The sequence below is a fragment of the Photobacterium carnosum genome (genome assembly GCF_002849605.1).
Lineage (GTDB): Bacteria > Pseudomonadota > Gammaproteobacteria > Enterobacterales > Vibrionaceae > Photobacterium > Photobacterium carnosum.
The window spans coordinates 1-23,584 of record NZ_NPIB01000006.1 but is presented as its reverse complement, the minus strand read 5'-3'; the positions used below and the strand labels follow the sequence as shown (position 1 = coordinate 23,584).

Below are 23,584 nucleotides of genomic sequence, written 5' to 3'. Positions count from 1 at the left end.
TTTTAATTCTTTATGCTGTAGTGCAAATCAAATCTCTGGAACCATTATTGTCAAAACAGGGATCTTAAGGAAATCGTTACAGCCGATACATTCGATAGCTAAAACCTATTATTGCTGAGCATCCGTTCTGGATTGATACTGACAGCACATAATGGGTGGTCAGCTATGAATGATTTAGCTATGAAGGGAATAGCAAAGAGGATAGCTTGCTGAGTAACTCAGATAATCTAGGTAATAAAAAAGCCCTACTTTATTTGACTATAAAATAGAGCCTTTCTAAAAATGTAACACGCTTACCATTAAGACAAACTTAAAAAATCATGGTGAGTTGCTAATTTTATTAGAAGCGCATTTTTCGATAAAAAACTAAAATAATGGTGAGAATTTGCCATCACCACGAGATCAACCGATAAATTTGTCGCTAATCGTTCAATCGCCATCCCAACAGGCCCATTAACAATACAAACATGATCTCTATTTATGGTCGTGTCAGTAATTAACGCCTGTATTTTACTTTCTAGCTCGGCTTTTTCTGTATTAACAATATCATCCCCAACGGTATTTCCTAAATACGCATCATCAGAAAATAGTTGTTCATCAAGATTCGTTGCATAACCTACAAAGAGTTCTGCATTGAGTTGATCAGCTAAAGCAATCGCTTTGAGAAGATAGGGCTTAGAATCGATATCTAGCGCATACAATACTTTTTTATACATCTTTGCCTTCTTTCGGTTTATTAACCCATGCATATTCTAAACGAGAGACTAATGCATGGTACAACAGTGCAATAAGAACAATGAAGCAGCTACCTGCAAAAATGGGATAAAACGCGAACAGAATACTGGTATGTGCACCTAACATGATCAACAACGGGTTTCCGCCTGCAGGTGGATGGGTAACATTGAGCATGATCATCATAAAAATCCCCACCCCAACCGCTAAGCCTAAAGACCAAAACGTTACAGGTAAAAGATTGGCAAAGATAATGCCTATGATCGCTGTCGTCAGGTGACCGAATACGACATTTTTAGGGTGGGCTAAAGGGCTTTGTGGTAAACCAAAGACCAATACCATTGTGGCTCCAAAAGGCGCGACTAATAGATAGTCACCCTTGGCGACCCCATCTACAAAGGCAAGAATACCAATACATAATGCAGATCCTGCTGCGGCAACTAACGCAATCATCCATAGTTTATGAGCTGGGTGGGTGATCTTATAATGGATCCCCTTTTGCATATTATCCATTCGTAATACTTACTTATTAGTTCAATTTATTAATAGTATATGTCAATTATAATTAAACGTGATGGTTATTAATGCCTCATAAGTATTATCTAAGAATGCGGTCATGATGCTTATTTGTTTATCAGCAAGAGTTTTTATCTTCAATACCTATTGAGATAGTATTTTGTGAGAAAATCCTCATAATCGTGTTATACAAAACTTAAAGAAGAAATGACTCATGACTAGCTTTCAATATTACTTCCATAAACTGCCTTGTTATAAATGCAAAAAAAACACAGTAAACGCTGATCTTGGTTGGTTAACACCAGCAATGAAAGAAGAGGTTATCGCACAAGTAACAGCGATGATCGCACAAGATAATGTTGAGCCAGAATTGTTGGTGAACGTGACTTGTTCTAAAGATGAAGCGCGTGATTACTTATTACTAAACTTTTACGGTTACTCAGAAGAAGCACTAGCAAATCAAGTAAAAGCAGAAGATGAGCAAGAAGTAGCGGAAGAAATTGCAGAGCTACTAGCAGACGGTAGCGAGACTGCTGTTTTTGAACATGAAATCGTATTACAAAGTTGTACTGATTGCGGCATTGATGAGTAGTCACTCAATGTAATCATTAACCACCATGTACGTCATACGTAACATGATGGTTTATTTAAGGCGCTAGCAACGTAGGTTTGCTGGCGCTTTTTATTATAAAGATGGCGCAACTTTATTTAACCACTGTTCATCACATAACCGTTTTAATGCAGCCTTTATATGAACTGGCTTCATCTGCGCTTTACGCTCACTCCATGAGTGAACCTTACTAACTACATCATCTGGATTAATTTCATCACCTGCGCATTCATGAGTAACGACCCAGTGAACGGTTGAAAGTAATTCCATGCCATAAGGTGACTCAAAGCCATTGACCAGTTTGGTTACCTCATCAAAGTGATGCTTTGTCTCTGGGTGAGAGTCTAAAAATGACTGTGCACTGGTAATTGCATCTTGCTTCAATGTAATTGGAACGTCTGGCGTATTTTTACCGTCAGCGTAGCCAGAAATAAAATGACCTTCCATTTTATTAAGTACATGGCGTAACACATCGGCATACGGACCATAGTGATGCTTTTGAAACTGGACTTTATTTAGTGTTTCACCTGATGCAGTTAAAAAGTACACCAGTTTTTGAACTTCAAGTAGTGATAGGTTGTAATGTAAACCTGTTGATAGGTATTGATTTATTAAACCTATAACTGCCGCGCGACCAATAGTCATTCTAGGCTTTGGGGTTTTATTTACCATCAATTCAGCTTGTGGTGCATTCTGAGGGGGATATAAACGCCATTCTATATCTGGCATGTCGCTTAACGAGCTTAAGATTTCAGATTCAACCTCAGACCATGGCAATCCACCTAAACCACTACCAAGAGCTGGTATAGCGACTGATGTTAAATTTAAACGCTCAACTTCTTTCTTTAAGGCGATTAATCCTTCACGGATATATTCTATTTTTGATTTGCCTTTCCAGTGTGCTTTAGTTGGAAAGTTAATAATAAAGTAAGGGGCATTCATTGAGTGAGTAGGTATAGATAACAGTTGCCCTGTCGTTAATTCTTTATTGTCACAAGCTAATCCTTTACCCATAACGCCAACAGTATTGACGGTATTGATAATGGCATCAGCTTGATCGTGAAGAATATTGCCTTTAACGTACGAAATCATTGTGAACTACTCAATTAATAATACCACTCAGATTTAACAGCAATAGAGTAAACAATACAAAACCAAATTATTGCTATTCGTCAAAAAGATTATGACGTTTCAGATTCGCATGTAGTGAGTGAAACAGTTTCAGGCTCAGTGGAAGCAATGAAGCGAGAGCAATTTAAAATGTTGATTAATCACCAGATGGAAACGGGTGATATGTTAGTTGTTTTAAAATTAGACCGTTTGGGGCGTGACAATATTGATGTACAAAATACGATTAATTTATTAACCCAAAAAGAGATTAAGGTCGTTTGCTTAGATTTACCTGTTGCGGATTTATCCAGTGCCGAAGGAAAGCTAATGCTACAAATGTTTGCAGCCTTTGCTGAGTTTGAACGGAATCGAATAAGAGAGCGTACTAAAGAAGGAATTGAACGGGCAAAAGTTCAAGGAAAGAAACTTGGTAGACCAGAAGCACATAATACGACCATAGCAGTACAAGCTAAAAAAGCTGGTGGATTATCGCAAAGTAATGTGGCGAAAGAATTAAGAATTAGTATTGCAACAGTAAAAAGGCATTGGAATAAGTAAAGATAAAATATATATCAATACCAATTTTATAAGGTATAAAGAGGGGTTTTACGTAAAATTTAATTGTTCGATAGTTTCTGTTTAGCTTTTATTGTTAGTTTGTTGATATCTTTTATATCTATCAAAATATGTATTTTTCTATGACAGTTAGGGCAAAGTGCAACAACATTATCCCAGGTATCAGTACCACCTTTAGATAGCCATATTATGTGATGGACTTCTAAAAAGTAAGAGCCGTCTTTCTTTTTAAAAGGACCTCGTTCAAGGCAAAGCTGGCAATTGTCTTTTGCTCTTCTTAGGGCATATTCAATAACAAATTGATCACGTTTGTATGCTGATACCTGTTTACCTGTCTTCTTTTTTTCCGGTGTTGAATTGTTTTTCTTCTCTAATTCAGAAAGTTGTTTATCTGTGAGTTTTCGGGCTATTTTTTGTTTTAATATAATATTATGTTCGAGCTCTGTTTCGTCAAAAGTAATAGGTATACCTATTTTAAGGCGAAGAGGGAAAATACAGACATCATGTGGATTTTTATTTGCGTCAAGTTGTTGGTTAATATAAGGGGGGGCTGCTAATTCACACTCGCTGTGGAAGCTGTATGGTTTCTTGTTATCAAATCTCTCAAATAAGTAAAGAGTAATACCATTGGTTTGAGAGTCTGTAACCGTTTTATTTTGTGCAAAATAAAATGACTGCGGACCTATCGCGCCCATGCCTGTGTAGTGAAGAATATTATTATCATCCCACCACTATTACCAACCTTAAAGTAGTCGTGTAATTCATTATTAGTAAGTCTTATTCCGATTTTGAGATCTTTAGGAGTTTTCATTCTCTTTTTTCCATGTTGTTATTAGGCATACTATTGGTAGTGTTATAGCTATTTACAATCATAGTTAGTATTCTCAAGAGAAAAAAGAGAAATTATATCAATGACTAAAGTGATTAGGTTTTTGGTTAACTCATCAGATAATATTTTTTTATTGATACTTAATTAATCAATTCTATATAGAATGAGCCAGACTATTAATAGTCTGGCTCAATATTGAATAATTAATTCTGGAGATGTTTAGTTAACGCCTCGTTTGTCTCTACCGATTTTAGCTTTAGCAATTATAGAGCTATAACTAATTACAGACTCTATAGGGAGCTCATTTTTAGAACTAAGGAGTAATATATGCTCTCCTATTATTTGAGGATTAAAATGACTGGCAATTGCTTTTTTGGTTAAATAATCAATACTTACCTCATTAATATCTGCCACAGGATTTTCTATTGAAAGAGGGAGATCTTGTTGTATTTGTTTATTAACTAATTGATTAGGCAGTTTATTATCAGATAGAGGCTCTACATGTGCATTGGTTATATTTTGTTGTTCAGAGTATGGCAGATACTCGCTTTTTATTTTTATTAAAGCTGTAAATCCCCACTCCGTTTTAAACCATTGATAGTAATGGCTTTTTTGTTTTCCGTGGGATGGGGTACTAATTGGTTCTATAATACCAAACCCATTTAATTCTAATTTGTTATCACGTAAAAAAATATTTGCAACAGCACTTCTCTGTGGTGTCCATTTTATTAAATTTGGATAAACAAAACCTTGCACCTCAATTTTTTGAGATATGTAATATAATCTTGATGCTTCACTTTTTATGTACTTTTGATCTTGTATATTTTCGATAGGTATATCATTTGAAATAATACCAGCTAATGCTCCAAACATTGTTGCTATAGTATCTGTATCAGTGTTAAGAGCATTAACGATTTCATAGATTATTTGTTGCGCAGTTAATTTATTCAGTTTTAAAACTAAAATTGATGAAATTAGAGCTGTTTTTGTACCAGAACCACGTTGTTCTGGTTTATCTAAATGAAGAAGGTTAATTAAATTACGGTAGTCTTCTTGGGGATCATTAAGCCAATCTTGTGATATTTTTAAGTCTTCAAGGAGTTCATTAGAAACGATTTCAAAAGCTTGATCTATTGTTGTTTCAAGTTGCTCTTCCCATTCTGGCAGCCAGATATTAGATAAGTAGTCATCAGAACGTATAATATTAGGAATATTTTTACATGAATCAGCTATAGTTACTAATTTTTCAAGTGTAAGAGAAGATCCTTGAAGTAAAGTTGCTAATGACAATGCATGGAAAACAGCACCAGCAATTCCTCGTGGATGTCCGTGGGTTGTAATGCTATTTTTTACAACATCAGTTAGAAATGATATAGGATTGGATAAATCTTGGGCAGCCCATACATGAGGTTGTATTCTCATTGCTGCACCATTACCACCGCCATTAGTATAAATATTGCCTTTGACGGAAAAGAAGTTATTAAACCAATTTTTATTTTTGAAGGTAAGAGATTGTGTTGCTGCTTTAGTCCCTCTTCCTGCCCCAAGAGCATATGCTTGCCATACAGTTAATTCGAATTTAGCAAAAGCCTCAACATCAAAAAAGCCTTGGCCATTTATTGCTCTTGATGTAGATAGTCTTAATTGAGTATCATCTGAATAGCAACCTGACACTAAGTTAGTACTAATGCCATACATACCACCAAGAACTCGCTTCCAAGGAATAAGTGAACATATTTCACTTTTTCCTGATCTATATTTGACTGCTGATTTATCTTTTGCAAGTTCAGTAATGAAGCCGAGAGCATCACCATAAGCGGCCCATAGTGCAGAACGAACAGTTGCTTGATGTCTGATATCACTCACTTCATAGTCCTTTAAATTTATCTTGGTTAATGATTACATTAAAATCAGTTTTATCTGTCAATGCAAATAGTGTTGTTACCACTTGATCATAAGTATCATTGTCTTCGACGTAAATACAATTTAGATAATCAAGTGATAAAGTTTTGTAATATAGAACTTCAGCTTCGGGACATGTAGTCCAGTTTAAAGGTAAATCTTTCGTTCTAGTTATACGGGTGTTATTTTTTGAAATAACAGAGTCAGCGAAGCAATTTTTTAAACCATCAATACCTTGTTTCCTAATACATGAACGATGATAAATATTGTTTGTTGTAGAGAATACAACATTTTGATGTTCTAATATCTCAGGTTTGAAAGATAGTATTATCCAATAATCATAAGGAGCTCTTTTCCAAGTGCGGCTAAATCTAAAGAAACTAGAGTTAATTCGACTTATTGATAGATTTACATATTCAATCCATTCCGGATCTGATCTGAATTTAGCATTCTTAGCGTTTAAAGCATAAAGAGGGCTATTGGGATCCATGTCTTTAATCTGATCTCTTGAAATTATAGCGTTAAGACTTGCCATGCCGACAAGACCATGATTAGTTGAAAAATGAAGAACTTCTTCTATTTTATGAGTAGCTATAAAACTTTTTATATTCGACATTTTTATTTCATTTCGTAAGTGGACGCACAGAACTCATTGATAAATAAGGGCTTATTTTCTTTTTTGTAACCAAGGAGAATAGTTTTTTTTGCTCTTGTTATTCCCATTGCAACTAAGCGACAGGCTTCTTGGTAATCGTGATCATTGACTTCATCATATATAAAGTGTTCTTCATTAAGTCCAATTATAAAAACATGATCAAATTCAAGCCCTTTGACTGAATGTAAGGTAGATAAGGCGATATTTTGAGTCCCAGATGGCCAATTATGTTGACTTGTTATTTCACAATATGGGAGGTTATTTTGTGTTAATTGACAACGAAGATATTCAAAATATCCATACCCTTTACGATGTAGAAAGGCGACAGTTTCATGCTGTAAATCAATATTATTTTTAATATAGTTTATGGCGAAAGACGCTTGTTCACTGAATAAGCCCTCAAATATTATCGGCTTTGCGCCACTAGTATCGCAACTTGAGTTATTTGGGAGTGTTGCATCATGGTCAAGATTAACTTTCTTTAATAAGCATGATGCAAAGTCAGCTATTTCTTTTGTGTTACGATAGTTTCTTTCTAATCTAAATGAGTTTTCAGGACGAATGGTTAATCCAACCTCTTTCCATGTAAATGAACGCTTATATATTTTTTGTGCTGTATCTAATACGAAGGTACCAAAACTATCGTTAGATAGTTGGTTAATGATAGATCTTAAATCGTTAGTAGAAAAATCCTGACATTCATCAGCTATTAATACTTCAAATGAGTCTACTTTATTTGAGGCGAAATAATTTGTCATATCATTTAAATCTATAAAATTATTATGTGATTTAAAATCAATATATGGTTTTACGGCAAAATCAATTATATTTTTTCGAATTTCTTTGTTAGTTGTATATTTATTTGTTCTACTAGCAATTTCATTTTCTATATAAGTGTTAAATTCATAATATCTGTATCTACCTAAGATATATTCAATTTCATCTAGAGTATCTATATATGATAGAGGGGATCTTGATAATATATGAAAAGGAATTCCCATTTTATGAGGAGTGATACGAAGATGTTGATCTTCTGCGTAAGGGTACCTATCCATCATGTATTTAGCTAAATGAACAACTTCAATATCTATTGCAATATCTGTCACATCGCCTGCTATTTGTTTTGCAAGTGACTCAACATAAGCTTTTAATGTTTTATTGAATGTAAATACAATCGCTTTGATTGGTGACGTATCTCCAGTACGCATTTTCATTGTCTTATGGTGTAATAATCCTATTTTAAGTAAAAATAACGCACTTGTTGTTTTACCACTACCAGCTGCACCACGAATAATCCGATTCATTGGCATGGTATTTATAGCCAATGCTCTTTGCTCTGGAGTTAAATTTACTGTTTTTAATGCTTCCATATAGAATCTAATGGCCTTATTTTTTATGCGTATATCATATGTGACGTGTATGATACTGGTTGTCTTTATTTTTTTAGTGATATTTGTAGCAAAATAGGGCGGTAATGGCTTAATTAACAGCTAGTTAAGGTGTTTTCTGATGGTTTGTTTAATTATTATGAATGATTTATCGTTATGGCCACTAGTTTTATTATATTGAAACTTGGTGATCTCTATAGATTGGTTCTAGGTATTGAACATGTTTATTTTTAAAATTAAACTTGGTTAATATATTGTAAATCTATTCGCTTATGCTTATTTATATACCTAATCATGAGAATTTAAGTAAAAAAGTCGAATATCTAAAAGATAAACGACTTCTATTACTATATTGATATTAGTTTATTCTATATTTAGCAATAATGAATTTTGTCATAATATTTATAAATAGTAAGAATGACATTACAAAGATTAACATGTAAAAAATTATAATGTTGAAATCTGGATGCTTTAAATTAAAAGCCAAAAATATAATTATGTACAAGCAAAATGATATAAGAGTACGAATAAATCCCATGCCATATTCGAGCATTTTGACAGCATATATATTTGATTTTTTAGTTTTTATTATATAAGTAATTGGGAGTAGGTAATTTATCATGCAGATTGTTATTATTACAAATAAACTGCTAGATATAAGCGCAGACGTTACATCATTAATAGCCAAATTTTTATTACTAATAATAGTAATAATTAATGCAATTAGTATTAAAATTGATGGTCCTAAAATAATCTCATAAAACTCATCTTTTAATTGTTTATAAACTAGTTCGACTTTTTCTTTAAGCGTCATTTGATAAATTTACTTTTAATAATAGATAATTACTATTAATTATTTTTTTTAATATTGTCAATAGGTCGTTATACTTTTCCTGTTATTGATAGGCTACCCTGAGCCGAGTCATTTATATACTCACTCCACCACTCCACCACTCCACCACTCCATCATAGGAATACGTCTTTCTAAATAATCAGTACGGTTATAAGCACTACGTACTTGGTTATCATCAACGTGTGCTAATACAGCTTCAATCAAATCTGCTTCAAAGCCTTGCTCGTTAAGCGTAGTACTCGCAAGTGAGCTAGACCATGGCTAACAAGCCTCCCCGCAAAGCCCATTCGTTTAAGAGCCATGTTTGCCGTTTGGCTATTACATGGTTTTAATGGATCGCTATCGGATGGAAACACAAATTCTCGATGTCCACTAATTGGTTTCATGATTTCCAATAGGGCAATGGCTTGCTTAGTTAATGGAATACGATGCTCACGACGTTTTTTCATTCTTGCTGGTGGAATCGTCCAGACTTTTGCTTCTAAATCTATTTCGTCCCAGCGAGCGCCTGCTGCTTCTGATGGGCGCGTCATGAAAATAAAGGACGGCCATAACCGTGCATATCAACGGTGAGCTAAAGTAAGTCAACAGAGGGAATATAAGGACGTAAAACAAGCTAATACGATGATTTTACTGAATTTTAGGCATTAAAAAAGGCCACTTCAAAAGAAGTGGCCCTTTCCAAACGTTTGGTGGAGCTGGCGGGATTTGAACCCGCGTCCAAAATCAGTCTAACAGATGGCGCTACATGCTTAGTCAATCTTTATTCTCGTATCGTCACTGCGAATTGACACGCTATGCAAATACATACCAGAATTCTATTTCGCGGTTCATCTCTCTAGTCAAAGAATCCCTCGCTATCTCGTTTGGGTTTGAACCCCTGTTAATCCCCGTCTTACAAGCGGAAGCTAGGGCAGGAGCGCTCTCAGCAGGGTATTAAGCTGCTAGTGCGAAGTTTTCGTCGTTTGCGACTATTTTTTTGCGGTTGTTTAACGAGGCAAACCGCACCTCGACATGCTCCACAAGCCTTCGTGATCCTGTCGAATCCTGAATCAGCCCCAGATGCGATTGATGTTAGCAGAATATTTAACAAGGTCAATAACTATATTATAATTTATTGACCAAGTGATTGATTACTATTCAAATGCTAACATCATGTTGCATAGGTAGCTTAACGGTTACTACCTTTCATGATGCGGGCTTTATCACGTTGCCAATCTTTGGCTTTGCTGTCAGCGCGTTTATCATGCAGTTTCTTACCACGTGCAGTACCGATCTTCACTTTTACGAAAGAAGTGCTCCAGTACATCACCAATGCCACGATAGTATCGCCTTCGCGGTTTACTGAATCTTCGATTTTTCTCAGTTCACGACGGTTAAGCAATAGCTTACGTACACGGGTTGGATCAGCGACAACGTGGGTTGATGCTGCATTTAATGGTGCAATGGTTAAGCCTGAAATAAAGGCTTCACCGTTACGTAAGAAAACATAGCTTTCAGTCATGTTTACTTTACCGTCACGGATGGCTTTTACTTCCCAACCTTGTAGTACCATTCCGGCTTCGTATTCGTCGCCGATGGAAAATTCAAAACGAGCGCTTTTATTTTTGGCAATAGTATTGCTACTTTGCTTTGGTTTTTTAGCCATGTTGACCTCGTAGAGTCATTGTTGCAGTCCCAGAACAAAATCTAATATCAGTGATTTTTCTGGTCGAATAAGCTATGGACGTTACCATAATACCGCTTGATGGTAACTGTTATTTTGGTCGATAGCCCAGTAATGGTATCATTGACTAAACGCAACGAATAGATTTTATCTTCAGGGTGAGGATGTGTTCGATGAAGGAGAAACTATGCCACAAATTAGCCGTTCGGCACTGGTGCCTTTTAGCGCACAACAAATGTTTAACTTGGTGAATGATGTTGAATCTTACCCGATGTTTTTACCCGGCTGTGCAGGTAGTAAAATCATTGAGAGTTCAGCCAGCCATATGATGGCCTCGGTTGATATTGCTAAGGCGGGTATACGCAAAACATTTGTGACGCATAATAAATTGGTTGATTTTAACCAGATTCAAATGCAGCTGGTGGATGGTCCTTTTCGAAAATTAGTTGGCGGATGGACATTTACTGAACTTGATGCGACAGCGTGTAAAATTGAATTAAACTTAGAGTTTGAATTTACCAGTGGGCTGATTGATATTGCCTTTGGTAAAATTTTTCGTGATCTGACCGGTAATATGGTGCAGGCGTTCACACAGCGAGCAAGAGAAGTGTATGCATTCTGATCAACCCTTAATTCATGTTGAGGTTGTTTTTGCACTGCCCAACGTACAACGGGTGTTAAAGCTGGCGGTTGTTGCTGAAACGCCTATTCAAGCGATCATCGAGCAATCAGGGATATTAACTATGTATCCTGAGATTGATTTGAATATCAATAAAGTTGGTATCTACAGTCGTAATGTGAAATTAGATGCGACTGCGCGTGATGGCGATCGGATTGAAATATATCGTCCGTTAGTGGCTGACCCGCGTGAGATCCGCCGTAAGCGCGCAGAACAAGCGAAAAAAGACGCAGAAAAGTAATATTTATTTTATTGCAGACAACAAAAAGCTCGCCATTAGCGAGCTTTTTTTATTACTTTGAAAACAACCATTTTCTATGAATAGAATTAATTCATAGGATCCATGAAGTTAGGACCTTGTTTGTAATCACCTTTCATACTAACAAGCTGTGCCTGTTGGTTGAAGGTTAAGAACAAGTTCTTTTGAACTGGCTTATCATGACCATTTTGTTCGTAGAAAATGTAGTTCCATGTATTGGGGTAACTTGGATCAACTAACATAGGTGTACCCAGTACATATTGAACTTGTGTTTTCGTCATGCCAACACGCAAGGTATTAACACTTTTTTGTTCTACATAGTTACCTTGGTCAATATCAATACGATAAACCAAACGTTCAGCGACCGAACAGCCGCTAAGTAAGCCCAACACTAAGGTTAGGGCTGCAATGTTTTTCCAACTCATAGCATCCTGGCTTTTTAGCTTTAACTGCTGCGATGATAAACAAGGTCTTGGCAGAAGTAAAAAGCGGTAAAGAAAAAAAGTAATATATTTTGATATTCGACTACTGCTGATGGCAATAGTTGCATCAATGTTTTAGTTTATTTCATATTCGCGCAAGATGCGAAATTAAATCAAGCCGCAACCAGTAGTTCTTTTGCATTTGCGAGAGTGCGCTCAGTAATCTCACTGCCACCTAATAGGCGTGCTAGCTCTGCAATACGATCATCAGTACTCAATGGGCGCATTTGGGTTTCTGTCTGACCATCAGTGGTTTTTTTGGCAACAAACATTTGCTGATGACCACAACCTGCGACTTGCGGTAAGTGAGTCACACACATAACTTGGGTTGATTTGCCGAGCTTTCGTAGCATTTTGCCGACAATAGCCGCTGTTGGGCCACTGATGCCGACATCGACTTCATCGAAAATCAAACTTGGGGTTTCAACTTTTTGAGCAGTGATCACTTGAATCGCGAGTGAGATACGGGAAAGCTCACCACCCGATGCCACTTTGCCTAATGGCTGTAACGGTTGGCCTGGGTTCGTTGATACTAAGAAATTAATGCTGTCGTAGCCTAGCGGGCTTAACATGCGATCAGGATCGCTTGTCAGTGCTATTTCAAATTCACCGTGCTCCATACTTAACATATGCATACTTTCGGTGATTTTTTGATCTAACTCTTTAGCGTAACGCTGGCGGCTTTTGCTTAATTTTTCAGCGGCTTCAATACATTGCTGACGTAAACATTCAACGTTAGCCGCCATGTCTTCTAAACGTTCATCGCTGCAATCAAGGTTTTCAAGTTCTTTCAGTAAGTCATGGTGCTTTTGGTAAAGCTCTGCTGGCATTACATAGTGCTTGCGTGCCATCGATATGATTTTAGTTAAGCGCTCTTCAAGGTAAATTAACCGATGAGGATCCATATCTAAGTTATCAAGGTAGCTACGTAATTCTTGGCTAGCTTCTTGAACTTGAATAATCGCTTCTTCAAGCATTTGCGGAATCGCACTTAAACTGCTGTCATATTCACCAAGGTTGTTTACCTCTTGGCAAGCGAGTTGTAATAGTTGCAGTGCATTGCCATCGTCATTGTCATACAGAACCGACAGTGCTGTTTGGCTTGAAATCGCGAGCTCACCTGAATTTGACAGGCGCTTATGCTCTTCTTCAATTTCACTAAATTCTTCTTCGCCTAAGGCTAATTCATCGAGTTCTTTGACTTGGTATTGCAGTAATTGTTTTTGCGCTTCGTTTTCATCACGGCTTTGGGTTAACCGCTTTAGCTCGTTATGCGCTTGACGCCAACGTTGATAGGCGCTGCGAGTTCGATTTATTAATAAATGATGACCTGCATATTGATCAAGCATTTGTTGTTGATATTCAGGGCGCATTAATTGTTGGTGAGCATGTTGACCATGAATATTGATCAGCAGTTGCCCTAACGCTTTTTGTTGTGATGCGGGAACAGGGCTGCCGTTAATAAAGCCACGTGAACGGCCTTCTTTGGTGATCACTCGGCGCAAAATACACTCTTCACCATCACTGAGTTCGTTATCTTCGAGCCAACGTCGAGCTGCTTGGTTGTTTGCCAATAAAAATGACGCTGAAATTTCAGCTTTATCTTCATTCGGCCTTACCATTGAAGCTTCAGCACGATCACCAAGACACAAACCTAATGCATCAATTGCAATAGATTTACCTGCACCAGTTTCACCTGTAATGGTGGTCATGCCTGGTTTTAGTTCAAATTGAAGAGTTTTGACAATAGCAAAATTAGAGATCGTCATATGCGCGAGCATTGTGTTCACCTGTTTAAATCAACACCTGTTTTTTCATACAGTATATACTGTATCTACAACCAGTAAAGTGCTGAGGTGATAATTATTTAGATGAAATGTGACTTAGGTTAACTTTTTGTGCAGCTATAAAAAAACCAGCCACTAAAATGTGCTGGTCTAAGGGAAGAGGGGCGTTGTGGTCTTAAAATAATCGGCTCGACCAACCTAATTTTCTACGTAGTACATTGTAGTAACTGTAATTTTTAGGGTGGATTAATTGCAGACGATCTTCACTTTGATAAATATGAACTTCATCGCCAGGGCTTACGGGAAGCGAGACTTGGCCATCACAGCTAACTTCTAAGGTGCTGCCATTATTGGGCGACACGAGTAGCTTGATGCAACGATCACCGTCTACGACTAATGGCCGTGATGATAAAGTATGGGGAAACATTGGCACCAGTGTGATGGCATTTAAACTGGTTGATAAAATTGGGCCGCCACCAGAAAGTGAATAGGCTGTTGAGCCTGTTGGTGTCGCAATAATTAAGCCATCAGAACGCTGTGAGAACGCAAAGCAATCGTCTATATAGACTTCGAATTCGATCATGTGGGCAATTTTATCAGGGTGTAGCACAGCTTCGTTTAAGGCTGAATTACGACTTTTAATTTGACCATGACGGTGCACTTCGGCTTCAAGTAAGAATCGATCTTCTTTAATAAATTCGCCAGCAAGTACGAGCGCGAGTTGTTGCTCAAAATCTTCAGGATCAAGATCAGTCAAGAACCCCAAGTTACCGCGATTAACGCCAATCACTGAAATATCAAACCGTGATAATACGCGAGCAGCACCTAGCATGTTGCCATCACCACCTACAACAACCGCTAAATTTGCTTTATCGCCAATGGTGAGTAAATCACAAAAGCAATGCTCAGGTACGTCAATATCGTTGGCTAATCGATGATCGACTAACACGTTATAACCTTGTGCGGTTAACCATTCATAAAGGCTAGTATGCGTTTGCAATGCCTCAGGATTACGTGGTTTGCCAATTAACGCGATAGTGTCAAAAATACGCTTCATGTCCCTGTTCCGACAAATGATGGTAGGTCAGTATAGCCTTAGAAAAAACAACTTGTCGTGGTTTGTTGTCAATATTGGCTTGAATCATTGAAGTTCATCCCCATAATATGCTCAAGACTATTTAAAAAGTGGCGCTTATCCAATAAGGCTACTAAGTGAATAAAACCCCTTTTATCTTGGCGGAGAACCAACGCATGACTAACAAAAAACACAATGTACAGGATGAGCAGCTAAACGATGCAGTCGAAGCTGTTGAAGTCGAAGCTGTCGAGGGTGAGTTTGTTGAATCTGAGCAAGAGTTATACGTAGCTCGTATTGCAGAACTAGAAGCTGCTTTATTAGCAAAAGATGCTGAAGTGAACGAAGTGAAAGATATGGCTTTACGTATTCGTGCTGAAAGCGATAACGTTCGTCGTCGTTCTGAGCAAGAAATGGACAAAGCACGTAAATACGCATTAAACAAATTTGCTGAAGAACTATTGCCAGTTATTGATAACCTTGAGCGCGCTATTGATATGGCCGACAAGAATAACGAAGCAACTAAAGCAATGATGGAAGGTGTTGAACTAACATTGATGACAATGACATCAACTGTTGGCAAATTTGGTTTAAAAGTGATTGATCCACAAGGTGAAGCATTTAATCCTGAATTCCATCAAGCAATGGCTATGCAAGAAAGTGCTGATTTTGCACCCAATTCAGTGATGGCTGTAATGCAAAAAGGTTACGAGCTAAATGGCCGTGTGATCCGTCCAGCAATGGTAATGGTATCAAAAGCCGCTGCAGGTAATGTGAATACTCAAGCGTAATTTGTGATAAGGGAATCAAGGTTTACTTGATAATGTCGCAAAATAAGGCCCACTTCGGTGGGTTTTTTTATTTTTTTGCATTTTTTTTGGGATCTCCCCTTGAAAAGTAATCTGGCGGCCTTATTTAGTAGTCATAAGACATTAAATGTATTTGTCACGGGGTTATCCCGAACCGCTAACCCATTTATGATTTTGGGTATAGTTAAGAACATATAACGAATTTCGGAGATTGTCTGATGGGTAAGATCATTGGTATTGACTTAGGTACAACTAACTCTTGTGTAGCTGTATTAGACGGCGGTAAGCCACGTGTAATTGAAAATGCAGAAGGCGAGCGTACAACAGCATCAGTTGTTGCATACACGCAAGATGGCGAAACGCTAGTTGGTCAACCTGCAAAGCGTCAGGCGGTAACAAACCCTGAAAACACATTATTCGCTATCAAGCGTTTAATCGGTCGTCGTTTTGAAGACGAAGAAGTTCAGCGTGATCTTGAAATCATGCCTTACAAAATTGTTAAGGCTGATAACGGTGATGCATGGGTAGAAGCGAAAGGCCAAAAAATGGCTGCTCCTCAAGTATCTGCTGAAATTCTTAAGAAAATGAAGAAAACTGCTGAAGATTTCCTTGGTGAGGAAGTAACTGGCGCAGTTATCACAGTACCTGCATACTTTAACGATGCACAACGTCAAGCAACAAAAGATGCTGGCCGTATCGCAGGTCTAGATGTTAAACGTATCATCAACGAACCAACAGCAGCAGCACTTGCTTACGGTCTTGATAAGAGCGGCGGTGATCATACTATCGCTGTTTACGACCTTGGTGGTGGTACATTTGATATCTCAATCATCGAAATCGATGAAGTTGATGGCGAGAAGACATTTGAAGTTCTAGCAACTAATGGTGATACACACCTAGGTGGTGAAGACTTTGATACACGTCTAATCAACTACTTAGTAGACGAATTCAAAAAAGACCAAGGTATCAACCTTAAGAACGATCCGCTAGCAATGCAGCGTCTAAAAGAAGCAGCAGAAAAAGCGAAAATCGAACTGTCTTCTGCACAGCAAACTGATGTCAACCTACCTTACATCACAGCTGATGCAACTGGTCCTAAGCACATGAACGTTAAAGTGACTCGTGCGAAACTAGAAGCACTAGTTGAAGATCTAGTTCAACGTACTCTTGAGCCACTAAAAGTAGCTATTGCAGATGCTGGTCTTTCTGTTAGCGACATCAACGACATCATCCTTGTTGGTGGTCAAACTCGTATGCCAATGGTTCAGGCTAAAGTAACTGAATTCTTCGGCAAAGAGCCACGTAAAGACGTTAACCCTGATGAAGCTGTTGCTGTAGGCGCTGCTGTTCAGGCTGGTGTACTTGCTGGTGAAGTTAAAGACGTTCTTCTTCTAGACGTTACTCCATTGTCTCTTGGTATTGAAACCATGGGCGGCGTGATGACTAAACTTATCGAGAAGAACACAACTATCCCAACAAAAGCGAACCAAGTGTTCTCTACTGCTGAAGATAACCAAAACGCGGTAACTATCCACGTTATTCAAGGTGAGCGTAAGCAAGCGAGCTTCAACAAGTCTCTTGGTCAGTTCAACCTAGAAGGTATTCAAGCTGCGCCACGTGGTATGCCTCAAATCGAAGTAACTTTCGACCTTGATGCCGATGGTATCCTAAACGTTTCAGCAAAAGATAAGACGACTGGTAAAGAGCAGAAGATCACTATCCAAGCGTCTGGCGGCCTAAGCGATGCTGACATCGAGAAGATGGTTCAGGAAGCTGAAGCTAACAAAGAAACTGATAAGAAGTTTGAAGAGCTAGTAACTGCTCGTAACCAAGCTGACCAACTTGTTCACGGTACTCGTAAGCAAATTGAAGAAGCTGGTGATGCACTTCCTGCTGATGAGAAAGCAAAAATCGAAGCTGCTATTGCTGAACTAGAAGAAGCACGTAAAGGCGAAGATAAAGAAGCAATCGACGCGAAAGTTCAAGCGCTTGTTGCTGCATCTCAAAAGCTAATGGAAGTTGCTCAACAAAAAGCGCAAGCACAACAAGCTGATGGCGCAACTGGCGAGCAACAAGCTAAGCAAGACGACGACGTTGTTGATGCTGAGTTTGAAGAAGTTAAAGACAACAAATAAGACGTTATTAATATCTATTAATTAACATCTTGTTTAAATTACGGGCGTTTGAGGTTACTCTAACGCCCGTAACTATATCTAGCTAGGTGACAATCAAGTTATGTCGAAACGTGATTTATACGAAGTGTTAAGTGTGGCTCGTGACGCAAGTGAGCGTGACATTAAAAAAGCTTATAAACGCTTAGCAATGAAGTTCCACCCCGACCGTAACCAGGGTGATGCGGAATCTGCTGAGAAATTCAAAGAAGTGAAATACGCTTATGAAATTCTAACAGACGCCCAAAAACGCGCTGCTTACGATCAACACGGCCATGCAGCCTTTGAACAAGGTGGTATGGGCGGCGGCGGCGGCGGCTTCGGCGGCGGTGCAGACTTCAGTGACATCTTTGGTGATGTGTTTGGTGATATCTTTGGTGGTGGCGGTGGTCGTCGTCAACAACGCGCACAGCGTGGATCAGATCTTCGCTACAACATGGAACTAACGTTGGAAGAAGCTGTTCGCGGTTGTTCGAAAGAAATCCGTGTACCAACATTAGTTGGTTGTGATAGCTGTGACGGTTCAGGCGCTAAAAAAGGTTCATCTGCAACAACGTGTAGTACCTGTCATGGTGCTGGACAAGTACAGATGCGTCAGGGTTTCTTTGCGGTTCAGCAAGCTTGTCCACACTGTCATGGTCGTGGTCAAATTATCAAAGATCCATGCAGTAAGTGTCATGGTGAAGGCCGTGTAGAAGAAACTAAAACGCTATCAGTTAAAATTCCTGCGGGTGTTGATACTGGCGATCGTATTCGTTTAACTGGCGAAGGCGAAGCTGGAGAACTCGGTGCACCAGCGGGTGATTTGTATGTTCAAGTTCATGTTAAAGAACACCACATTTTCCAGCGTGAAGGTAATAATCTACATTGTGAAGTGCCTGTAAGTTTCACAATGGCAGCATTAGGTGGTGAAGTTGAAGTACCAACCCTTGATGGTCGTGTAAGCTTAAAAGTACCGGCTGAAATGCAAACGGGCCGTATGTTCCGTATGCGTGGTAAAGGTGTTGATTCTGTTCGTGGTGGTTTACGCGGTGATCTTATCTGTAAATTGGTGGTTGAAACACCAGTACATTTAAGTAAGCGTCAAAAAGAATTACTGCAAGAACTGGAAGAAACGTTTAGTGGCAAAGATGCGAGTAAGCACAAGCCAAAATCTGAAGGTTTCTTCAACGGTGTGAAAAAGTTTTTCGACGATTTAACCAACTAATCAGTCGTAAAAAAGAATAAATAAAAACCGCTATTAGTGAATGCTAGTAGCGGTTTTTTTGTGGCTCAATATCGCCATTCCCTACAGTGAATGTCCGCAAGAGCGATAGGGAATCTAGCTTTTTAAATATGACCACTTAATTAATGGAATAAGTAGAACTAAGCCCCTCATCATAAAGGAAATAATCCGTCATCTCGGAAGAGAGGTACGAGCTATCCGTGATCTATTTATCACGCGTTTGAGCATAAAAGAAGCCAGTGAAAATATTACCAACAACGCTCAGGTGAACCTTTACTATTACTGTTTAACGTTAATCTTTTCTTATCTAAGCAGTCAGTATCATTTTCTTGCTTAGTTTGTGCTGTAGCGGTGATTATATAATCTGCGGTTTTTGGTGTGATCGTGAATACATAACGGTCTTTATCAGTATCGCAAAAAGAACAACTACCACCACTGACAATAGTAAAATCATAGGCACTATCTTGGGTATAACTTTCTTCTAGCGCTAATTGAATTTTAATCAAATCCCCCATCGCCTGAGTACGATGGCCCTTCAATACATGCGATTGATATGAAGGGTAAGCAATGGCTGTTAATACTCCAATGACTGCCACTACAATCAACATTTCGATCAGCGTCACGCCTTTTTGTTTAATCATCTTCCGTAATCTCTTAAATATTCGAGTTGCCTCGATAACTGATTGATATCCTTATTCTGCTATTTTGCGGTGGTGATAAACTCTGAAGCAAGTTGTTCTTAGGGATCAGAATGACGTTAATAGGGATTTGGAGAATGGCTCGCGAAATTATCACGTACTTTCATTACATACATCACAGCGGTGACAGTCAGCGAGGATTTACGCTGCTGGAATTGGTGTTCACGGTTGTGATCATGGGCATTGTTATTGCAATGGCAGCCCCGAGTTTTAATGGATTAATTGAATCTAATAAAATTAAACGCTTGGCGACAGAAATAGAGTGGTTACTGGTGCAAGCCAAATCAGAAGCAGTGATGCGTGGGAAAAATGTGTATGTTAATGCCCCATTGGTGTCAAGTACGAGAATAAATAGTGATTGGTGTGTTTTTACTTCAACATATAAAAGTAAAAAAAGTTGTGATGATATCGATACCGATAGTCTTTCTTCAATCGATAGTACTAACTTTTCTGGGGTTATTTTTAAAAATAGCAAAACATTAAAGCAATTTTCTTTTGAGCCTCTTCATGGAAAACCTAATGCTAATGGTAGTTATCGCTATAGCATTGGTGACTATAAATTAAAAACAACGGTTTATACCATTACTGGGCGTATTTATACCTGCTTAGAAGCTGGTTCTGAAAAGTTGGGTACTTATGAAGAGTGCTAATCAAGGTTTTAGCTTAATTGAGCTGCTTATAGCCTCATCAGTAGGGCTTATTGCGATTGGTGTTGTCGGTTCGGTTTTTTTATCGGGTTATCAAGCAGCAAATAAGCGTTCATTAGAATTGTTGCTTCAACAAGATGTTAATGATGCTTTTCGATTGATCAAAGAAGATGTACTGCGAGCTGGGTATGTGTCGAGTGGTGCTTCAAGTTTGATAATTTCAGGGGCGAGTAATGTCGTCTATGTAAATCCTGCGAATAACTGCTTATCTTACGCTTATGATTCTCCTGATGGACGTCGATATAATGAATTGATGTATAAAGGAAAAGATAAAAAATTAGTTTATCGCGTATCTTCGGCAATAAAAACGATAGCTACAGCTTGTAATCCAACAGATGCTTATTCATTAATTTATGATAAGCAGATTTCTGTAAATCAATTTGATATTGAGAATAAACCTATTAGCTCTGCTAGTGCGACCAGTCAATTAATTAAAATCACCCTTGCTGCGCATTTAAAAAATGATGATGCAGTAAGTACCGCGAAGTCGATTCAGATTAAAACAAGGAATTGGCACAACCCCATAAGCACTGCCAGTGCAACTAGGTAACTAAATAAAATCACGCTTGCTGGGCATTTAAAAAATGATGATTCAGTAAGTACCACGAAGTCGATTCAGATTAAGACAAGGGATTGGCAATAATGAATAAACACCAACAGTCAGGGATGACGACATTATTAATTACTAGCATGCTATTAATAGTGGCGTTGTTATTTTCATTGGCGTCATATAAGAATTTATTTTATCAGATTAAACGTACACAAAATGAAGTATTGGCAAGGCAAGCGCATTGGGCTGCCGAAGGTGGATTGGAGTGTGGGTTTGCTGAATATAAGATAAAGAAAAATAATTTCACTGATTTTGATGAATGTAATACTACTAAATTAACGTTAAAACTGATTCCTGTGACATCAACAGAGTTTCAATTAGAAAGTAAAGTTAAATTTTTTAATAGCTTAAAAAAAATAACTAAAACAATAATACTTGGTGGTGGCGGAGTTATTTCTACTTTAGAAACAAGTGCGTCAGTAGAATTAAAAGGGTCTCAGCATTTTGTGCCAAATAGCACTGAGGAAAAAAATAATGACGGAGATTTTTACTGTAAAACGATAACGTCTGGTGGCGTTGTATCGTTTCAATATACTTCGGGTAATGATGATCACTTTTTAACTACTGATTTAAGTACTAGCAGTCATGCCGGAGGACCTTTAGCTGCTGTTGGGTTTAATTGTGCTTCTGATTATCGTTCAAATTTATTTGATGTAAATCATCCTCCAAGTTATGGAACAAGCTCAGTAAAAGGTAAAGATATTGTTGAAAATGCTACTTTAGATATATTTAAATCTATTTTTGGGAAAGATATTTCGGAATACAGTCAAGTCATGACAGAAATAGAGAGTGATCCTAAAGGAATTATTATTGGTAAAGGTGCTTCCGAACGGACTTCTGGTGGGTGGGTTAAAAACTGTAATACATTAATTAAAAATTCTTATGTAGCAGGAAAAAGAAGAATATGGGTTCATGGCAGCTGTGCATTAGATGGTAATCCTTTTGGGAGTGTCATTGAGAATACTGCGGATAATGCTGTCCAATTAGTATTTTTTGATGGGTTAGTTTTATTAGAGGCAGTATCTCATATTAATGGTCTTATTTATCAATATGTTTCTGATAGTTTTAATGTTAGAGATGGGTGGATAGATTTATTTAATAACCTAACTCTGATTGGCGTTACTCCTGGTGGATTTCAAGAACATAATGTAACAGCTGGAGAATATGATAAAAGTGTAATCAATGTTCGTGGGTCTGTATATATAGATGGAGGAATAGGAATTGATGCACCTAATAAAATAGTAAATATCGATGGCTCAATAATTCCGTCCTATAACAAAGGGAAAAGTAGTAAATATATTGATAGTTTATTTTGGCAAGAAGGATCTTGGCATGACTTCTAATATAAAAAAAATAACAGGCTTTGGTTTATTAGAAGTAGTGATTGCTCTTGGTGTACTTTCTGTTGGCGTATTGGGGTTAGTGAAGATGCAAGCCTATATGGAAGTAAAAGCAGAAAATGCATTAAAGACCTTAGATGCACTTCATATAGCAGAAGCGCAGATGGAGTATTACCAAACCCGCGCCAGTAATATTAGTGGTGCTACTGGATTGATTTCCTTTGTGAGCATGGCTGAATCAACTAATTGTCTACAATCGATGGTGAATGGTACTGATTATACGCTTACTTGTGATGCCAACACTTTATCGTTATCTGATGCACTGCGAACTATTGATGTTAGTGTTAGCTGGGATGATCGTCGTGGCGTACCGCAAGCGGTATCTTTAAAAACGGCTATCTCTAAATACAGTGAATTTGATTAAACAACGGCTATCATCGCTAAAAAGACATAATTTAAACCAAATTAAATCGTTTTGAACAAAAAATGGTCAAACGATTTTTTTTTGTAAAAAAACAATTGTCAGGATCAAAAATCTCCCTATAATGCGACCTCACTGACACGGACAGCGGCGCAAGCAGTTACCTAAAGTCAGTATTGTTCTTTAACAATTTGACCATGCAATCTGTGTGGGCACTCACTGAATAGTTAAGTCGAAAGATTTATCAATAAACTGAGTGACCAATACAAAATGACCCAATCTATTTATAGAGAAGATTATTTTGGCACAGTTATTTAATTATCATTTTTTAAATGATAAAAAGCTTTAAAATTACACTCTTTATTTATAAAGAGTTGGTATTAAAGTCAGTATTTATTGAGCCGGTCGAAAGACCAACAAAACTTTAATTGAAGAGTTTGATCATGGCTCAGATTGAACGCTGGCGGCAGGCCTAACACATGCA

General features: G+C 37.8%; 23 protein-coding genes, 1 other RNA gene and 1 pseudogene. 11 read left to right on the top strand and 14 right to left on the bottom strand.

From position 1 onward, the window contains the following. Positions 1 to 299 precede the first annotated feature (299 nt). Both CIK00_RS07140 and CIK00_RS07135 read right to left on the bottom strand, forming a co-directional pair. Positions 300 to 716 (bottom strand): universal stress protein, encoded by a 417-nt coding sequence (locus CIK00_RS07140; protein WP_101768217.1) that lies wholly within the window; start codon positions 714 to 716, stop codon positions 300 to 302. Further along, entirely contained in the window at positions 709 to 1,245 is a 537-nt protein-coding gene (locus CIK00_RS07135; protein WP_101768216.1) for an HPP family protein, read from the bottom strand. Before CIK00_RS07135 ends, CIK00_RS07140 begins: the two co-directional genes overlap by 8 nt. A 217-nt stretch (positions 1,246 to 1,462) precedes the next feature. On the opposite strand from CIK00_RS07135, the gene CIK00_RS07130 reads away from it, so the two are divergent. Next, the gene (locus tag CIK00_RS07130) at positions 1,463 to 1,840 is read left to right on the top strand and encodes a hypothetical protein (protein ID WP_101768215.1); all 378 of its coding nucleotides are present in this window, start codon (positions 1,463 to 1,465) and stop codon (positions 1,838 to 1,840) included. Between the two features lie 93 nt (positions 1,841 to 1,933). On the opposite strand, the gene darG is transcribed toward CIK00_RS07130, so the two are convergent. Then, entirely contained in the window at positions 1,934 to 2,950 is a 1,017-nt protein-coding gene (gene darG, locus CIK00_RS07125; protein ID WP_101768214.1) for a type II toxin-antitoxin system antitoxin DNA ADP-ribosyl glycohydrolase DarG, read from the bottom strand. 54 nt (positions 2,951 to 3,004) lie between these two features. Here darG and CIK00_RS07120 point away from each other — a divergent pair, with 54 nt between their 5' ends. Beyond that, entirely contained in the window at positions 3,005 to 3,526 is a 522-nt protein-coding gene (locus CIK00_RS07120; RefSeq protein ID WP_101768213.1) for a recombinase family protein, read from the top strand. Between the two features lie 59 nt (positions 3,527 to 3,585). On the opposite strand, the gene CIK00_RS07115 is transcribed toward CIK00_RS07120, so the two are convergent. The 7 genes and pseudogenes from CIK00_RS07115 to smpB form a co-directional block, all read right to left on the bottom strand. After that, positions 3,586 to 4,239, bottom strand: a complete 654-nt coding sequence (locus CIK00_RS07115; RefSeq protein ID WP_101768212.1) for an HNH endonuclease — start codon at positions 4,237 to 4,239, stop codon at positions 3,586 to 3,588. 353 nt (positions 4,240 to 4,592) lie between these two features. Continuing rightward, a complete protein-coding gene (locus CIK00_RS07110) occupies positions 4,593 to 6,239 on the bottom strand; it encodes an ADP-ribosylglycohydrolase family protein (RefSeq protein WP_167388533.1) in 1,647 nt (548 codons plus the stop codon). Between the two features lies 1 nt (position 6,240). Then, positions 6,241 to 6,891, bottom strand: a complete 651-nt coding sequence (locus CIK00_RS07105; RefSeq protein WP_101768210.1) for a DarT ssDNA thymidine ADP-ribosyltransferase family protein — start codon at positions 6,889 to 6,891, stop codon at positions 6,241 to 6,243. Between the two features lie 2 nt (positions 6,892 to 6,893). Next, positions 6,894 to 8,300, bottom strand: a complete 1,407-nt coding sequence (locus CIK00_RS07100; RefSeq protein ID WP_101768209.1) for a 3'-5' exonuclease — start codon at positions 8,298 to 8,300, stop codon at positions 6,894 to 6,896. Between the two features lie 952 nt (positions 8,301 to 9,252). After that, positions 9,253 to 9,704, bottom strand: a pseudogene (locus CIK00_RS07090) (tyrosine-type recombinase/integrase); the annotation flags it as partial. A gap of 157 nt (positions 9,705 to 9,861) precedes the next feature. After that, positions 9,862 to 10,231: a transfer-messenger RNA gene (gene ssrA / locus CIK00_RS07085) on the bottom strand. Positions 10,232 to 10,342: 111 nt separating this feature from the next. Next, positions 10,343 to 10,819, bottom strand: coding sequence for an SsrA-binding protein SmpB (gene smpB, locus CIK00_RS07080; protein ID WP_101768207.1), 477 nt, complete (start codon positions 10,817 to 10,819; stop codon positions 10,343 to 10,345). A gap of 205 nt (positions 10,820 to 11,024) precedes the next feature. On the opposite strand from smpB, the gene CIK00_RS07075 reads away from it, so the two are divergent. After that, the gene (locus CIK00_RS07075) at positions 11,025 to 11,459 is read left to right on the top strand and encodes an SRPBCC family protein (RefSeq protein WP_101768206.1); all 435 of its coding nucleotides are present in this window, start codon (positions 11,025 to 11,027) and stop codon (positions 11,457 to 11,459) included. Then, positions 11,449 to 11,757 carry an RnfH family protein gene (locus CIK00_RS07070; protein ID WP_080158412.1) on the top strand — a complete coding sequence of 103 codons (309 nt, stop codon included), beginning with the start codon at positions 11,449 to 11,451 and terminating at the stop codon, positions 11,755 to 11,757. The genes CIK00_RS07075 and CIK00_RS07070 overlap by 11 nt, the downstream gene beginning before the upstream one ends. An 86-nt stretch (positions 11,758 to 11,843) precedes the next feature. On the opposite strand, the gene bamE is transcribed toward CIK00_RS07070, so the two are convergent. The 3 genes from bamE to nadK form a co-directional block, all read right to left on the bottom strand. Beyond that, complete coding sequence (gene bamE / locus CIK00_RS07065) at positions 11,844 to 12,200, bottom strand: outer membrane protein assembly factor BamE (RefSeq protein WP_036795911.1); 357 nt, start codon at positions 12,198 to 12,200, stop codon at positions 11,844 to 11,846. A gap of 170 nt (positions 12,201 to 12,370) precedes the next feature. Beyond that, positions 12,371 to 14,038: a DNA repair protein RecN gene (recN, locus tag CIK00_RS07060; protein ID WP_101768205.1), complete on the bottom strand. Its 1,668-nt coding sequence runs from the start codon at positions 14,036 to 14,038 to the stop codon at positions 12,371 to 12,373. A gap of 181 nt (positions 14,039 to 14,219) precedes the next feature. Continuing rightward, positions 14,220 to 15,101, bottom strand: coding sequence for an NAD(+) kinase (gene nadK / locus CIK00_RS07055; protein ID WP_101768204.1), 882 nt, complete (start codon positions 15,099 to 15,101; stop codon positions 14,220 to 14,222). Positions 15,102 to 15,295: 194 nt separating this feature from the next. On the opposite strand from nadK, the gene grpE reads away from it, so the two are divergent. The 3 genes from grpE to dnaJ all read left to right on the top strand — a co-directional run bounded on the left by grpE (position 15,296) and on the right by dnaJ (position 19,306). After that, positions 15,296 to 15,910, top strand: coding sequence for a nucleotide exchange factor GrpE (gene grpE, locus CIK00_RS07050; RefSeq protein ID WP_101768323.1), 615 nt, complete (start codon positions 15,296 to 15,298; stop codon positions 15,908 to 15,910). 236 nt (positions 15,911 to 16,146) lie between these two features. Further along, positions 16,147 to 18,063, top strand: coding sequence for a molecular chaperone DnaK (gene dnaK, locus CIK00_RS07045; protein ID WP_101768203.1), 1,917 nt, complete (start codon positions 16,147 to 16,149; stop codon positions 18,061 to 18,063). Between the two features lie 100 nt (positions 18,064 to 18,163). Beyond that, positions 18,164 to 19,306, top strand: a complete 1,143-nt coding sequence (gene dnaJ / locus CIK00_RS07040) for a molecular chaperone DnaJ (RefSeq protein ID WP_101768202.1) — start codon at positions 18,164 to 18,166, stop codon at positions 19,304 to 19,306. 266 nt (positions 19,307 to 19,572) lie between these two features. On the opposite strand, the gene CIK00_RS07035 is transcribed toward dnaJ, so the two are convergent. Beyond that, complete coding sequence (locus CIK00_RS07035; protein WP_101768201.1) at positions 19,573 to 19,965, bottom strand: type IV pilin protein; 393 nt, start codon at positions 19,963 to 19,965, stop codon at positions 19,573 to 19,575. A gap of 134 nt (positions 19,966 to 20,099) precedes the next feature. Here CIK00_RS07035 and CIK00_RS07030 point away from each other — a divergent pair, with 134 nt between their 5' ends. The 4 genes from CIK00_RS07030 to CIK00_RS07015 all read left to right on the top strand — a co-directional run bounded on the left by CIK00_RS07030 (position 20,100) and on the right by CIK00_RS07015 (position 23,103). Further along, positions 20,100 to 20,672 (top strand): GspH/FimT family pseudopilin, encoded by a 573-nt coding sequence (locus CIK00_RS07030; RefSeq protein WP_167388532.1) that lies wholly within the window; start codon positions 20,100 to 20,102, stop codon positions 20,670 to 20,672. Then, positions 20,659 to 21,279, top strand: a complete 621-nt coding sequence (locus CIK00_RS07025; RefSeq protein WP_101768199.1) for a PilW family protein — start codon at positions 20,659 to 20,661, stop codon at positions 21,277 to 21,279. The genes CIK00_RS07030 and CIK00_RS07025 overlap by 14 nt, the downstream gene beginning before the upstream one ends. A 92-nt stretch (positions 21,280 to 21,371) precedes the next feature. Next, positions 21,372 to 22,682, top strand: a complete 1,311-nt coding sequence (locus CIK00_RS07020) for a hypothetical protein (protein ID WP_101768198.1) — start codon at positions 21,372 to 21,374, stop codon at positions 22,680 to 22,682. Further along, positions 22,672 to 23,103, top strand: a complete 432-nt coding sequence (locus CIK00_RS07015; RefSeq protein ID WP_101768197.1) for a type IV pilus modification PilV family protein — start codon at positions 22,672 to 22,674, stop codon at positions 23,101 to 23,103. The genes CIK00_RS07020 and CIK00_RS07015 overlap by 11 nt, the downstream gene beginning before the upstream one ends. Positions 23,104 to 23,584 lie beyond the last annotated feature (481 nt).